Below are 14,220 nucleotides of genomic sequence, written 5' to 3'. Positions count from 1 at the left end.
TATGATGCTGGCATGGCCTTCCGGTAGGTTTGCAGTGGCCCGCGCCCGCCGGGCCTGGTTGCTTTCGACCGGCCTGTCGTGCTGTTTGCTGGCCAGCCCCGCAGGATCCCAAACCTTGTTCGAGGCGATGGCCAGCGCCTACGCCAGCCACCCCGCGCTGGACGCGCAACGCGCCAATCTGCGCGCCCTGGACGCCGAGGTCGACGGGGCGCGGGGTGGCTGGCGCCCCAGCCTGTCGCTGACCGGGGGAACGGGGCGCCGCATCGATGCGTACACCATCGACAATGGGCCGTCGACCTCGGCCGACAGGGCGATGTCCGATGTGCGTATCCGGGCCAGCCAACCAGTGCTGAACTGGACGGCCCAGCCCACGATCCAGGCCGCGCAGGCGCGTGCCCGGCAGGGCCGTGCCGATTTGCTGGGAACCGAGCAGGCCGTCCTGATGGATGTCGCCACCGCCTACCTGGATGTGCTGCAATATCGCCAGTTGCTGGCGCTCAACGAGGACAATGAGCGCAGCCTGGCCAGGCAGGTCGAATATCGCAGCGAATACTTCAGCCAGCAGCTGGGCACCCGCACCGAGTTGGCCCAGGCGCGTGCGCGGCACGCGGTCGCCGTCGCGCAGCTGGATCGCATCCGGGGCGAGCTCGAGGCCGCCAGCCGCGCCTATTTGCGGCATGTCGGGCAAATGCCCGGCGAGCTGCTCTTTCCCGAGCATCTGCCCCCCTTGCCCGACAGCCTCGAGCTCATCTTGGCGGATGCCTCTGAACAGTTTCCCGCGGTGCGCAGTGCCTACGACGGTGCCCAGGCCGCGCGCGCCGATGTCGAGATCGCCAAGGGCAAGCTCAAGCCCAGTGTGACCCTTGAGGCCGCAGGCGCCTGGGCCCGGAACCCCACCGACCAATTTCACAGCCAGCGGGATGCATCCGTGCAATTGACTTTGAGCATTCCACTGTACGAGGCCGGGGTGCAGAGGGCGCAAGTGCGCAGCAGCGCGCAGCGCGCCATTCAGCTGCAGTCCCAATGGCGAGATTCGCGTTTGCAGGCGCGCTACGACGCCGCGGATGCGTGGCGTCTGTTGCATGCCGCCCAGGCCGAGATCGAGGCCTTCAACGTCGCCATCGAGGCCAACAAGCTGGCCTATCAGGGCGTGCGCGAGGCGCACGCGGGCCTGGGCGAGCTGACGCTGATCGAGGTGCTGAACGCCAAGCAGGAACTGTTCCAGTCCGAGACTTCGCTGGTTCGCGCCCGTACCGAGGCCGCTTTGTCGCATCTGCGCCTGCTGGCGGCGCAGGGGCGCCTGACTGCGCAGGGCCTGGCCTTGCCTGCGTTGCGCGACGCTACCCGGTAGCGTGGCGGGGGAGGCGTCGGCCAGCAGCCGGCCCGTCAGAATTTGATGGGCTTTTCACCCACATGGACAGGCTTGACGACACCGGGATTGGGACGGAGTGTCTGTTTGAGAATGCCGCCCGCCACGCCGGCGAGTTGCTCCTCGGTGAGCGCGACGCCCGCCTGCCCCAGGCTTTCGGCCTGTTCGGGCTGCTGTTTCAGGGCAGGTTCCGAGGCGATCGGTTCTTGCTGCTTGGTCGCCAGTTCTTTGCTGTTCATGCGTATCTTCCTTGATGGTCGGGTTGAAGAAAGAGAATGGAGAGCCGCCGCTCCGCTGTGGAGGGCAGGACAAGATGAGCCCAGTATAGGGACGGAGGCGGGATGGCTCAATGGCTCTTGCGAGCCATGCTTGCATCCGCTGTGCATGATGGGGTTCTGCAATGAATGTCGCCCGACGTGAAAGCAAGTATGGGCTTTCCACGTGGCAAAGCATGCTTGACGGGTCACGGCACAATCTGCCCGAAAGGCTGTGGCCGGATCCGTGGTGGGTGCTGAGGGGCTCGAACCCCCGACCTACGCCGTGTAAAGGCGCCGCTCTACCAACTGAGCTAAGCACCCGGACCTGCGGGCCCGCCGGATGGCGGGCAGGCGCGCCATTTTAGCTTGAAAAGACAAAAGGCCACCGACGATGCGGTGGCCTTTGTGCATGAAGCGCCGGATTACTTGGCGTTCACGGCGTCCTTCAGGGCCTTGCCCGGACGGAATTTCGGCACGCGGGCCTTCTTGATCTTGATCTCTTCGCCGGTGCGCGGGTTGCGGCCGGTGCGGGCGGCGCGTTCGGACACGGCGAAGGTGCCGAAGCCGACCAGGGTGACCGAGCCCTTCTTTTTCAGGGTGGTCTTCACGGCGCCCACGAAGGCTTCCAGGGCGCGGCCCACGTCAGCCTTGGAGAGATCGGTCTTGGAGGAAATGTGCTCGATCAGCTCGGTCTTGTTCATTGATGAAATACCCCTGAGGTTTATTGTGGCCTGGCGGACGATCCGCCAGACGTTTGATGGATGATGGTCTGTCGCAGCCAAGCCGATCCGGTTTCCTCGGCCGCGGGGCGGCGGGATCCTGGCCGGTTCGAAGGCTAAGGCGTATTAAGCCTTCGAAAGCCTGGGGTGTCAAGAACAAATCACTGGAAACCCGCGTGTTTCCTGACGTTTGTTAAAAATCCCAACACCGGGTAGGGGTATACCCCGAACCTGGAATCAGGCCTGGTCGGCGTCCAGGGCGCGCGCGAAATCGTCGATCAGATCGGCTTCGTCCTCGATCCCCACGGAGATGCGCAGGAAACCGTCCGGGATGCCCATCGCGGCGCGGCGTTCCGGGCCCATCTCGTAGTAGATGGTGTGGGCGGCGGGCAGCACCAGCGTGCGGTTGTCGCCCAGGTGGGTGGCCAGGGCCGCGACGCGCAGGCGGTTCAGGCAGTCGAAGACGTCCACGTGGTCGTGCAGTTCCACGCCCAGCAGGCCGCCGTAGCGGCCGCCGAACCACTGCGTGGCGCGTTCGTGCTGGGGGTGGCTGGCCAGGCCGGGATAGCGGACCCGGCTGACGTGCGGATGCGTTTCCAGGAAGCGCGCCAGCGCCAGGGCGTTGGCGCAGATGCGGTCCATGCGCAGCGCCATGGTCTCGGCGCCGGCCGCGATGCGGTGGGCCACGTCCGAGGACAGTGTGCCGCCCATGTCGCGCAGTCCCTTTTTCTTGATCTGCAGCAGGCCCCAGCCGCGCGGGTCGCCCTTGCGGTACTGCTCGTAGATGTGCGGGAAATCGGTCCAGTCGTACAGCCCGGTCTGGGTGACGGCGCCGCCCAGGGCGTTGCCATGTCCGCCGATGTGCTTGGACAGGGAATTGATCACCAGCGACGCGCCGAAGTCCCGGCCCGGGGCCAGGTAGGGCGAGGACAGGGTGCTGTCCACCACGTAGACCAGCCTGCGCGCGCGGCACAGGTCGCCGATCGCCTTCAGGTCGGCGATCTGGGTGCCGGGGTTGGCGATGGTCTCGACGAAGACCATGCGGGTGTTCGGCCGGATCGCCGCTTCGACCTGGGCCGCGTCGGTCGCGTCGACCAGGCTCAGTTCCACGCCGAAGTTTTCCAGCGTCATCAGCAGGCTGTTGGTGTTGCCGAAGACGTATTTGCTGGCGACCAGGTGGTCCCCCTGGCGCAGCAGGGCGAAGAACGTGGCGTTCAGCGCCGCCATGCCGGTGGCGAAGGTCACCGTGGCCTGGCCGCGCTCCATGTCCGTGACCTTGGCCTCCAGAGAGGCCGTGGTCGGCGTGCCCTGGCGGGCGTAGGTGTAGCCGGCCTTGCCCTGGAACACCGCGGCGAGCTCGCGCGCGTCGGTGTAGGCGTATTCGGTGGACGGATGGATGGGCTGGTGGATGGCGCCGTGCTCCAGCTGGGCGCGGTGGTCGGCATGGACGAGCCGGGTGGTGAAGCCTTGATCGGACATGGGAAGGCGGTGCGGTCGGATTGAAAGGGAAGGGACGCGGCCCGGGGGGGCGGGCGCGCCGGCCCGGACATTATGCGCTTTTTTGCCTTGGGGCGACCCGGGGCCGCGCGGTGGCCGCTCAGGCCGGCGCCAGCCGCTGGCGCACGGTTTCGTACAGGCAGACCGCGCTGGCGACGCTGACGTTCAGGCTTTCGACCGAGCCCCGCATGGGGATGGATACGAGCTCGTCGCAGGTCTCGCGGGTCAGGCGGCGCATGCCTTCGCCTTCGGCGCCCATCACCCAGGCCATGGACCGGCGCGCGTCGACCTGGTGCAGGCTGTGCGTGGCGGCGTCGTCCGTGCCCACCAGCCAGACGTCGCGCTCGCGCAGGGCGCGCAGGGTGCGCGCCAGGTTGGTGACCGTCAGGTAGGGCACGGTGTCGGCCGCGCCGCAGGCCACGCGCTGGACCGTCGTGTTCAGGCCGACGGCCCGGTCCTTCGGGGCGATGACGGCGTGCACGCCGGCGGCGTCGGCCGTGCGCAGGCAGGCGCCCAGGTTGTGCGGGTCGGTGACGCCGTCGAGCACCAGCAGCAGGGCCGGTTCGCCGCGGTCCTCCAGGGCGTCCAGGACCTCGTCGACCGATACGGCCAGCGGCCGGGGGCGCGCCAGGGCGACGATGCCCTGGTGGCGCACGCCGTGGGCCAGGCCCTCCAGGCGCTGGGCGTCGGCGGCGTGCCAGCGCACGCCCGCGGCTTCCAGCTGTTCGATGCAGCGTTGCATGCGGGCGTCCTGGCGCGCGGTGTCCAGGTAGACGTCGCGGATGGAGTCCGGGGCGTGGCGCAGGCGCGCCTGCACGGCATGGAAGCCGGCCAGGATTTGTTGGGATGACATCGGACGAAGCCTATCAGGGGTGGACGAAGCGGCCTGCCGTGTTTCGCGGCGGGCCGTGCCTGGAATTGTAGTGCGGGCGCGGGGGGGGGCCGCCGCTCCGTGCGGCCGGAGCGGGCGGCGGCTCCGCCGCGGGCCGGGTCAGGACCGCCGCTTGCGCGGGGTTTCCTGGCGCGCGGCGCGCTTGGCCTCGGCGCGGCGCTGGTGGGCCGTGGTGCCGCGCAGGGCGGCGGGCTTGGCGCCGGCGGCCTTCTTGTGCGGCCGGGAGGCGGAGCGGGGCTCGCCTTCGATCTCGGCCTGGAGCGACTTGAAGTCCTCGCCCTTGACCGGGCGGAAGTCGATGCGCCGGGCCTCCAGGTCCACGCGGGAGACCTGGACCTGGAGGGCGTCGCCCAACTGGTAGCGCAGGCCGGTGCGTTCGCCGCGCAGCTCGTTCAGGGCTTCGTTGTACTGGAAGTAGTCGCCGCCCAGCTCGGAGATGTGCACCAGCCCTTCCACGTAGAGCGTGTCCAGCGTGACGAATACGCCGAAGCTGGTGACGGCGCTGATCCGGCCGCTGAAGACTTCGCCCACGTGCTCGCGCACGAACCAGCATTTCAGCCAGGCCTCGACGTCGCGCGAGGCGTCGTCGGCACGCCGCTCGCGGGCCGACAGCAGCGCGCCCAGGGCTTCCCAGGCGTCGCGTTCGCGGACCTTCGCGGGCAGGGCGGGGTCGACGGGCAGGTCCTGCGGCACGGGCGGCTGATAGCGGCGCTGGTGCAGGATGCCCCGGATCACGCGGTGCACCAGCAGGTCCGGGTAGCGCCGGATGGGCGAGGTGAAGTGCGCGTAGTGTTCGTAGGCCAGGCCGAAGTGGCCGGTCTGCTCGGGGCTGTAGATGGCCTGCTGCATCGAGCGCAGGCACATCGTCTGGATCGAGGCGAAGTCCGGCCGTGCCCGGCTGGCCAGGATCAGGCGGGCGTAGTCGGCGGTCGAGGGATCGTCGCCGCCGTCCAGGGTCAGGCCCAGGTGGCGCAGGAAGTCGCGCAGCGTCTGCAGCTTTTCCGGCGTCGGGCCGTCGTGCACGCGGAACAGCGCCTGGGCCTTGTTGCGCACGATGAAATCCGCCGCGCAGGTATTGGCCGCCAGCATGCATTCCTCGATCAGGCGGTGGGCGTCGTTGCGTGCGTAGGGTTCGATGCGTTCGATGCGGCCCAGGGGGTTGCAGACGATGCGGGTCTCGATCGTGTCGAAGTCGATGGCGCCGCGCTTGCGCCGGGCCTGCTCGAAGGCTTGGAACAGGTCGTAGGCCGTCTGCACGTGGGGCAGCAGATCGCCCAGGTTCTGCGCCGCCGGGCCGGTGGGCTGCTGCAGGGCCGCCCAGATGTCGGTGTAGGTGGTGCGGGCGTGGGAATGGATGACGGCTTCGTAGAACTGGTAGGCGGTGACGGTGCCCGCCTTGGCGCCGCCCGCCGGGATCATCATGTCGCACACCATCACCAGGCGGTCCACGTCCGGGTTCAGCGAGCAGATGCCGTTGGACAGGGCCTCCGGCAGCATGGGGATGACGCGGCGCGGGAAATACACGCTGGTGCCCCGGTTCAGGGCGTCCTCGTCCAGCGCCGAATCGGGCCGCACGTAGTGGCTGACGTCGGCGATGGCGACCAGCAGCCGCCAGCCGGGCCGCGCGCGCTTGGCCGTGCCCAGGTCGGCGGGCATGCAGAACACCGCGTCGTCGAAGTCGCGGGCGTCCTCGCCGTCGATGGTGATGAAGGGCACGTCGCGCAGGTCGACACGTCCGGCCCAGTCGTCCGCGCGCACGTGGTCGGGGATTGAGGCCAACTGCCGGCGCGTGGCGTCGGAGAATTCCACCGGCACGTCGAATTTCCGCACGGCGATCTCGATCTCCATGCCGGGATCGTCGATCTCGCCCAGGACTTCGATCACGCGGCCCAGGGGCTGGATGTGGCTGGCCGGCTGGCGCAGGATCTGCACCGTGACCACCTGGCCGGGCTCGGCACCCGCCGTGTCCTGGGGCGCGATCAGGATGTCGTGCTTGATGCGCTGGTCCTCGGGCGCGACGATGAAGGCGCCGTGCTCCTTCAGGAATCGGCCGACCAGCTTCAGCGTGCGCCGTTCGAGGACTTCGACGATGACGCCTTCGGGGCGGCCGCGGAATTCGCCGGATTCCTTCACCCGCACCCGGTCGCCGTGCAGGACTTTTTCCATTTCGTGGGGCGACAGGAACAAGTCCTGGCCACCCTCGTCGGGAACCAGGAAGCCGAAGCCGTCCCGGTGTCCCTGGACGACGCCGGTGATGAAATGGGTGTTGTTGCAGATTTGCAACCTTCCCTGCGGGTTGTAGCGCAACTGGCCGTCGCGTTCCATGGCCTTGATGCGGCGGATGAAGCCGGTGGACAGGGGGATCGTGGCGTGGGTGGCGTCGGCCAGGGCTTCCGGGGACAGGGGCTTGCCGGCCTTGCGCAGGGTGTCCAGCACCTGCTCCCGGGAGGGAACGTCGGGGTCGAAATCAGAGGGAAGACTGCTCGCTGGCGGGTTGGAAGCGTCGCGGTTATTGTCGTTGTTGGTTCGCTTTTTCAAAGGCTGTTTGCATCCAAAAAAATTGTGTTGTATAGTTCTGTCTTCGCTGAACGGCGCGCAAAAACAGCACGGCGGATCGGCGAAAGCAATAGCATACACGTTATGCTGTGCCCAGGTGGCGGAATTGGTAGACGCGCATGGTTCAGGTCCATGTGCCGCAAGGTGTGGAGGTTCGAGTCCTCTCCTGGGCACCACTTCTCTGTTTTGAGAAGTCCAATGTAGTCCGATGTCCTCCGACATCAAAAAGCGAAACCCGCATAACCACTAGGTTCTGCGGGTTTTTGCTTTCAGTGGGTTCGATGGCGCCCGATGTTCGCTCCGTTGAAGCCATTGTTTTTGTGTGCCTGTTTGGGTGCCTTGGTTGGGCATCTGACGCCAAAGCACCCGGCACCAACGCTGGCGCGCCCTCCAGGCCGTCTTCGGCTGATTGTCCGGGCTGGAAGTGAATTCGTTTACGGGGCCTTTTGCTTGTGCGCGCCGGCTGCCCGCGGTCCGGGATGTTTTCTGAAGTAGTACCATCGCAACTTTGGCCGCCGGTCCGGCGACCGGCGCGAAGGCGGAGCATTCAGAGGACCTATGAACGATTCCACACAGCAACAGATCGCCCTCGTCACCGGGGCTTCCGCGGGCTTCGGCCGCGCGATCTGCGAGCGTTTCCTGCGCGACGGCTATCGGGTGATCGCCGCCGCTCGCCGGATGGAGCCTTTGCTCGAGCTTCAGCGGCAGCATGGCGATGCCGTCCTGCCGGTATTCCTGGACGTGCGGGACGAGCAGGCGATCGCCGCCATGAAGGCATCCCTGCCCGAAAACTGGCGCGACGTCGACGTGCTGGTCAACAACGCCGGCCTGGCCCTCGGGACCGAGAAGGCCCAGGAAGCCATCCTGCGGGAATGGCGGACGATGATCGACACCAACGTCACCGGCCTGGCGCTGATGACGCACGCCTTCCTGCCGGGCATGGTGGCCAGGAAGCGCGGGCTGATCGTCAACATCGGCTCGGTGGCCGGCAAATATCCCTATCCGGGCGGAAACGTCTATGGCGCCACCAAGGCCTTCGTGGCGCAATTCAGCCGCAATCTGCGCGCCGACCTCGCGGGCACGGGGGTGCGGGTGACGGACGTGCAGCCCGGGCTGTGCGGCGACACCGAATTTTCCCTGACCCGCTACCGGGGCGACCGGCAGAAGGCGGATTCGGTCTACGTCGGCGCCCATCCGCTGAGTCCGGACGACATCGCCGAGACGGTCGCCTGGGTGGCCTCCCTGCCGCCGCGCGTCAATGTCAACGCCATCGAGGTCATGCCGACCTCGCAGTCGTTCTCCGCGCTGACCATCACCCGGGACCAGTGAGCGGAGCGCCCGCATGGCGGGCGCGGCCTTCCGCGTGGCATGCGTTTCGGCCCACGGCTTCTTACGCCCGGACCTCCTGCCGCTGGAACGCGATGTAGGCCAGGGTGAACAGCAGCACGACCGCCGCGATCAGTCCCGTGAATTGCGGCCAGACGATGGCCAGGCTTTCGGACAGGGGCAGCGGGCTGCCCAGCAGGGCGCCCTGCAGCTGCGACAGGAACACCGGTCCCAGGCTGCGGGTGGCGGGGCTCAGCAGGGTGATGGCGGTGTCGTCGAACAGGGTGGCTGGCGAGATGTGCAACAGGCCGCTCTGCCAGGCCACGGCATGCAGGTCGAGCCCGCCGCCCATCAGGGTCGCCAGGTCGGGCGGGGCGATCACCCGGGCCAGGGCTGGGGCCAGCATGGGCCACAGCAGGGCGCAGAACAGCCACAGGCCCAGGGCGACCAGGGCCGAGGTCGAGGCCGAGCGGAAGAGTACCGAGCACAGCAGGGCGACGGCCAGCCAGACGCCGGCGTAGGCCAGGGCCGCGGCCAGGAACGCCAGGGACCGGACGACTTCCTCGCCGCTGGGGGGTACGCCCAGCAGGATCAGGCCGGCGCCCATGACCAGCAGCCACAGGCAGACCAGGCTGATGGCCAGCGCGCCCAGGCCGGCGAGGAACTTGCCCAGCAGCAGGGCGTCGCGGTACAGGGGTTGCGACAGGATGCGGCTCAGGGTGCGGCGGCCGTACTCGCCGTTGATGGCGTCGAATCCCAGGCCGATGGCGACCAGCGGGATCAGGAATCCCAGCAGGGCGGCGAAGGAGGGCAGGGGCGCGCGCGCGTCGGTGAACAGGCGCAGGAAGACGAAGGGATCCGACGAGGTCGTCTGGCGGATGCCTTCGATGGCGCCGTACAGGGCGGCGGCCGCGGTCAGGACGACCAGCCATTCCAGCAGCCGCATGCGGGCGCTGCCCAGGTGGTCGGCCAGTTCCTTGGACAGGACGGCGCCCAGGCCGTGCCAGGGCGAGCCGATGCGGGTCGTGCTCATGTCGGGGTGTCCTCGGTGAAGGTCTGGCGGTAGATGCGGTCCAGGCTGGGGGTGTCCACGGCCAGGTCGCGCAGCTGCGCGCCCGCCAGGACCGCCGCCTGGGCGGCCTGGGCGCGCACGTCGCTTTCGGCCTGCAGGACGTAGTGTCCCGGGGCTTCCGTGCGCACGCCGCCCACGCCGGGGACGGCGGCCAGGACGGACCGCAGGTCGGGACCGTCGGCGTGGATGTGGACCTCGTGGCTGTGGCCGCCCAGCACCTGGCGGGCCAGGTCCCGGACCGGGCCCATCAGCGCGATGCGTCCGGCGTTGAACAGGGCGACGCGGTCGCAGATGCGCTGCATCTGGTCCAGCAGGTGCGAGGACAGCAGCACGGTGACGCCGTCGTCGCGCAGGGATTCGATCATGCGCAGGAACGACTCGGTGGACTGCGGGTCCAGGCCGGAGGTGGGCTCGTCCAGGATGGCGATGGCGGCCCGCTTGAGCAGGATCTCGGCCAGGCCCAGGCGGCGGCGCATGCCGTGGGAAAACGTGCCCGCGCGCTGGTCGATGCGGTCCAGCAGCCTGACGCGCTCCAGGGCGTCGGCGATCCGCTCGTCCCGTTCCCGCCGGGGGATGCCCAGCAGGCGGGCGGTGTAGCGCAGATTGTCGCGCGCGCTCAGGTGGTCGTAGAAGCCGACCGAATCGGGCATGTAGCCGACCTGGCGCTTGACGGCCAGCGGATTGCGCCAGGGGTCTTCGCCCAGCACGCGCACCTGGCCGCGCGTGGCCTCGGTCAGGCCCAGCAGCATCAGGATCGTGGTGGTCTTGCCCGCTCCGTTGGGGCCGAGCAGGCCGAAGACCTCGCCGGGCCGCACCTGGAAATTCAGCGACTGGACCACGGCGCGGCCGCCGTAGTCCTTGCCCAGCCCGCGGGCGTCGATGGCGGGGGCGTCCCGGGGCGGGAGGGGGGCTGCGGACGCGTTCATGGCGGCCGGCCCGTTCATCGGCGGCCGTACCGGGCGACCGCGCCGAGCAGCGCCAGCAGGGCCACGGCGATCAGGATGGCGCCGCTGACCCCCCACAGGCCGGACGTCGTCACCGAGACGCGCAGGTCGCCGTCGGCCGACTGGCCGGCCGAGCGCGCGTGCAGCTTGACCATGTAGTCGCCCGCCAGGGACTGGGCCGAGGGCGTGATGCGGGCCTGGACCTCGGTCGTCTTGCCCGGCGCCAGGAGGGCGACGCGGGACGGCTCGAACTCGATCTTCCAGCCCGAGGGCGCCGTGCCGTCCAGCGCGATGTCCTGGGCGGCGGCGGTGCCGTCGTTGCGCAGCACCAGGGGCATGTCGCGGGTTTCGCCGATCTGGGCGTCGGTGCTCATCAGCCCGTCGCGGCCCGACAGGTCCAGCGCCGGCTGGCCCGTGATGTCGAGCTTCAGGTCCGTGGACGCCTCGGCGCCGTCGGCGGCGACCCTGACCTGGATCGCGTGCTCGCCGGACTGCGCCGAGGCGGGCGGGCGCACGTGCAGCTTGACGGTCTTGGATTCGCCGGCCTTCACGGGGACGGCGCTGATCTGCTGGGTGCCGTAGCCCTCGGTGAAGGACGTGTCGAAGTACTGCGGGGCGCGGGCCGTCAGGCTCGCCAGGACGTCGCGGCCGCTGTCGTTCTTCACCGTCAGCTGGTAGTTGAAGGCCGTGCGGGCCGATCCGGTGAGCTGCGGCAGTTCGGGCTGGATCGACAGCTGGGCGGGCAACTGGTCGGCCAGGGTGACGTCGATGGGCAGGCTCAGGTGCCGCTGGGCGCCGTCGGCGTGGACGGTGAGCGTATGGCGCGATCGGGCCTGGCCTTGCGGGATGTCAAGTCGCAGTTGCAGGGGCAGCGTATCATCGCTTCCAGGCATGGCCGATCCGACCGGGCGGCCGTTGCCCAGCAGGTCGGCCTTCCAGCCGGCGGGCACGCCGTCCACGGACAGCGCCAGCCGCTCGGGCGGTGTGGCGCGGTTGCGCAGATGCAGGGCGATGGTCGATGTCTCGCCGGCCTTCAGGGTCAGGGAAGGATAGTCGGTGGACAGGTAGATGCCGGCGGGCGCGGTCTCCGCGGCCAGGGCGGCTGCCTGGAAGCTCAGGGCGCACAACGCGGCGGCCCACAATGCGAGGTGTCTGGACATGGTGTCGCTCAGTCTCTGGTTCTGGTTGATCTGCCCGGTCCGGATCCGGTCTCCAGATCGAAGGGACAGGTCGTTGCGGTTTCAAGTTTCATGAAAAATGTAATTTTTCGTTTCTTCACGGGCCGAATGTCCGCCGAGAGTAGTTCTTGTATTGAGAACCGTTATCATTTCTGCTAAGATCTTGTTCTCGCTTCCCGCTGTCCGCTGGTCCATGCCCTCCGGTTTCTCCTCGCGCCTTTCCCCGCTGAAGATCGTCGCCGCCTGCGTGGCCCTGGGTCTGCACGCGGCCGTGCTGGCCATGGTGCTGTCGGCGCCGGTGGTCGAGGTCGCCCAAGGCCAGCCCGAGGCGCTGGACGTGCAGTTCGTGGAGCTGGGGCCGGCGATCGAACCCGAGCCGGCGGCCGCGCCCGCGCCCCAGCCGCCGGTGGAAACGCCGCCCGAACCGGAACCCGAACCCGAGCCGGTCATCCAGCCCGAACCCGAGCCGGAAGTCGAACCGGAACCCGAGCCCGAACCCGAACCGGTCGTCGAGACGCCCGAGCCCGAATCCATCACCGAGCCGCCGCCGCCGGAACCCAAGCCGCAGCCCAAGCCCAAACCCAAGCCGAAACCCCGGCCCAAGCCCGTGCACAAGCCTGATCCCCGGCCCGCGCCGCCCGCGCCGCAGGTCAGCGCGGCGCCGAGCGCCGCGGCGGGCGGCGCGCGGCAGGCGTCCGAGGCGCGCGGCGAGCCGGTGCCCGTGGATCCCGACCGGCCTCGCACCATCGGCCAGGTGGACTACCTGGGCAAGCGGCCCAGCCCGGTGTATCCCCGCGTCTCGCAGCGCCGGGGCGAGCAGGGGCGGGTGGTGCTGCGCGTGCTGATTTCTCCGCTGGGCCAGGTGGCCAATGTGTCGGTGCGCACTTCCTCCGGGCATGCGCGCCTGGACGAGGCGGCGGTGGATGCCATGCGCCAGGCGCGTTTCCGTCCGTATACGGAAAACGGCATCGCCTACAAGGCGCTGGTGGACATTCCTTTCGATTTCGTCTTATAGGACAGGAACATGATGCTTGATCTGATCGGGAGCGCGGCGTTGACGCTGGCCCAGGCCGTGGGGACGGACGCCGCCCAGGCCGCCGCGAGCGCGGCGCCGGCCGTATCGGCGGCCGCCGACGCGGCGGCGACCGCGGCTGCCACGGGGGCGGCGACGGCCGCCCAGGCGGCGCTGTCGTCCGGGGCCGTGGAAACGGGCGGCCAGGGGGTGCTGCATTTCATCGGCCAGAGCGACGCGGTGGGCAAGTCCCTGTTCGTCTTCCTGATGCTGATGTCCCTGGCGAGCTGGTACCTGATCCTGGCCAAGGGGCTGACGCACCTGCGCATCCGCCGCCGGTCGCGGAAGTTCCTGTCGGAATTCTGGGCCGCCAGTTCCCTGGAGCAGGTGGAGAATGAAATTTCCACGCATGGGGCGGACGAGCCCTTCGCCCACCTGGCCAGCCACGCCATCCACGCCCAGAAGCACCACACCAAGTACGGCGCGCTCAAACTGGAGGAAAGCGGCTCCACCGCGGCCTTCGTGACGCGCACCATCCGCAAGGTCATCGACGAAGAGACGGCGCGCCTGGAAAACGGCCTGACGGTGCTTGCGTCCGTGGGGTCCACCGCGCCGTTCGTGGGCCTGTTCGGCACCGTGTGGGGGGTGTATCACGCCCTGCTGAGCATCAGCATGACCGACGGCGTCACCATCAACCGCATCGCCGGCCCCGTGGGCGAGGCCCTGATCATGACCGGCCTGGGCCTGGCGGTCGCCATCCCCGCCGTGCTGGGCTACAACGCCTTCGTGCGCGTCAACCGCGTCTACCTGGCGCAGCTCGACGCCTTCGCACACGACCTGTTCACCTTCCTGACCACTGGCCAGCAGGTGGCCGACGGCAGCCACGAGCGCAACGGCCGGACCATCAGCCTGGCCAGCCACCGGGGAGCCTGACATGGCGTTCGGCAGCTTCGATTCCAAGGGACCGGGCACCACCATGTCCGAGATCAACATGGTGCCGCTGATCGACGTGATGCTGGTGCTGCTGGTGATCTTCATCATCACGGCGCCCCTGCTCAGCCATTCGATCCGCATCAACGTGCCCCAGGTCACGGCCCAGCCGGTGGAGCAGAAGCCCGTGGTGATCGACCTGGCCATCGATCCGTCCGGGGCGCTGTTCTGGAACGAGCAGCCGATCACGGAGGAAGAGCTGCCCGCCCGCTTCGCCGGCGAGGCCGGGGCCGATCCCCAGCCCGAAGTCCGCATCCGCGCCGACGTGGAGACCCGCTACGGCCTGCTGGCGCGCATCATGGGCGCGGCCCGCCAGGCGGGCATGAAGCGCCTGGGCTTCGTCACCACGCCGGGGCAGGCGGCCCCGGGCGCCGAGGCGCCCGAAGGCTCCGCCGCCGCGCCGGCGCC

General features: G+C 68.9%; 13 protein-coding genes and 2 tRNA genes. 6 read left to right on the top strand and 9 right to left on the bottom strand.

What is annotated here, in order from left to right; translation table 11 throughout:
* Position 1 precedes the first annotated feature (1 nt).
* Positions 2-1,351, top strand: a complete 1,350-nt coding sequence (locus ACFO27_RS00075) for a TolC family outer membrane protein (RefSeq protein ID WP_376815444.1) — start codon at positions 2-4, stop codon at positions 1,349-1,351.
* A 35-nt stretch (positions 1,352-1,386) separates the two neighbouring features.
* Here the strand turns inward: ACFO27_RS00075 and ACFO27_RS00070 are convergent, their stop codons facing one another.
* The 6 genes from ACFO27_RS00070 to rnr all read right to left on the bottom strand — a co-directional run bounded on the left by ACFO27_RS00070 (position 1,387) and on the right by rnr (position 7,272).
* Positions 1,387-1,608: a hypothetical protein gene (locus tag ACFO27_RS00070; RefSeq protein ID WP_376815443.1), complete on the bottom strand. Its 222-nt coding sequence runs from the start codon at positions 1,606-1,608 to the stop codon at positions 1,387-1,389.
* Positions 1,609-1,871: 263 nt separating this feature from the next.
* Positions 1,872-1,947 (bottom strand) — tRNA-Val (locus ACFO27_RS00065).
* Between the two features lie 101 nt (positions 1,948-2,048).
* Positions 2,049-2,327 carry an HU family DNA-binding protein gene (locus tag ACFO27_RS00060; RefSeq protein ID WP_043681629.1) on the bottom strand — a complete coding sequence of 93 codons (279 nt, stop codon included), beginning with the start codon at positions 2,325-2,327 and terminating at the stop codon, positions 2,049-2,051.
* A 255-nt stretch (positions 2,328-2,582) separates the two neighbouring features.
* Positions 2,583-3,824 (bottom strand): cystathionine gamma-synthase family protein, encoded by a 1,242-nt coding sequence (locus ACFO27_RS00055; RefSeq protein ID WP_376815442.1) that lies wholly within the window; start codon positions 3,822-3,824, stop codon positions 2,583-2,585.
* 118 nt (positions 3,825-3,942) lie between these two features.
* Positions 3,943-4,695: a 23S rRNA (guanosine(2251)-2'-O)-methyltransferase RlmB gene (rlmB, locus tag ACFO27_RS00050; protein WP_376815441.1), complete on the bottom strand. Its 753-nt coding sequence runs from the start codon at positions 4,693-4,695 to the stop codon at positions 3,943-3,945.
* A gap of 138 nt (positions 4,696-4,833) precedes the next feature.
* A complete protein-coding gene (gene rnr / locus ACFO27_RS00045; protein WP_376815440.1) occupies positions 4,834-7,272 on the bottom strand; it encodes a ribonuclease R in 2,439 nt (812 codons plus the stop codon).
* A 109-nt stretch (positions 7,273-7,381) separates the two neighbouring features.
* On the opposite strand from rnr, the gene ACFO27_RS00040 reads away from it, so the two are divergent.
* Both ACFO27_RS00040 and ACFO27_RS00035 read left to right on the top strand, forming a co-directional pair.
* A tRNA-Leu gene (locus ACFO27_RS00040) sits at positions 7,382-7,466 on the top strand.
* A gap of 382 nt (positions 7,467-7,848) precedes the next feature.
* The gene (locus ACFO27_RS00035; RefSeq protein ID WP_376815439.1) at positions 7,849-8,619 is read left to right on the top strand and encodes an SDR family NAD(P)-dependent oxidoreductase; all 771 of its coding nucleotides are present in this window, start codon (positions 7,849-7,851) and stop codon (positions 8,617-8,619) included.
* Between the two features lie 61 nt (positions 8,620-8,680).
* Here ACFO27_RS00035 and ACFO27_RS00030 read toward each other — a convergent pair whose 3' ends face one another.
* Genes ACFO27_RS00030 through ACFO27_RS00020 form a run of 3 tightly spaced genes read right to left on the bottom strand, consistent with a single transcriptional unit; the run spans position 8,681 to position 11,792 of the window.
* On the bottom strand, positions 8,681-9,649 hold the full coding sequence (locus ACFO27_RS00030) for an ABC transporter permease (RefSeq protein ID WP_376815438.1): 969 nt from the start codon (positions 9,647-9,649) through the stop codon (positions 8,681-8,683).
* Positions 9,646-10,614: an ABC transporter ATP-binding protein gene (locus tag ACFO27_RS00025; RefSeq protein WP_376815437.1), complete on the bottom strand. Its 969-nt coding sequence runs from the start codon at positions 10,612-10,614 to the stop codon at positions 9,646-9,648. Before ACFO27_RS00025 ends, ACFO27_RS00030 begins: the two co-directional genes overlap by 4 nt.
* Positions 10,615-10,628: 14 nt before the next feature.
* Complete coding sequence (locus tag ACFO27_RS00020) at positions 10,629-11,792, bottom strand: COG1470 family protein (protein WP_376815436.1); 1,164 nt, start codon at positions 11,790-11,792, stop codon at positions 10,629-10,631.
* Between the two features lie 211 nt (positions 11,793-12,003).
* On the opposite strand from ACFO27_RS00020, the gene ACFO27_RS00015 reads away from it, so the two are divergent.
* The 3 genes from ACFO27_RS00015 to ACFO27_RS00005 all read left to right on the top strand — a co-directional run.
* Positions 12,004-12,825, top strand: a complete 822-nt coding sequence (locus ACFO27_RS00015; RefSeq protein WP_376815435.1) for an energy transducer TonB — start codon at positions 12,004-12,006, stop codon at positions 12,823-12,825.
* A 9-nt stretch (positions 12,826-12,834) separates the two neighbouring features.
* Positions 12,835-13,755 carry a MotA/TolQ/ExbB proton channel family protein gene (locus tag ACFO27_RS00010; protein WP_376815434.1) on the top strand — a complete coding sequence of 307 codons (921 nt, stop codon included), beginning with the start codon at positions 12,835-12,837 and terminating at the stop codon, positions 13,753-13,755.
* A gap of 1 nt (position 13,756) precedes the next feature.
* Positions 13,757-14,220, top strand: a 464-nt coding sequence (locus ACFO27_RS00005; protein WP_376815433.1) for an ExbD/TolR family protein, incomplete at its 3' end; no start/stop codon positions are given.

The organism is Castellaniella denitrificans (genome assembly GCF_042653765.1).
GTDB lineage: Bacteria > Pseudomonadota > Gammaproteobacteria > Burkholderiales > Burkholderiaceae_B > Castellaniella > Castellaniella denitrificans.
This window is presented reverse-complemented; position numbering and strand designations above follow the sequence as displayed.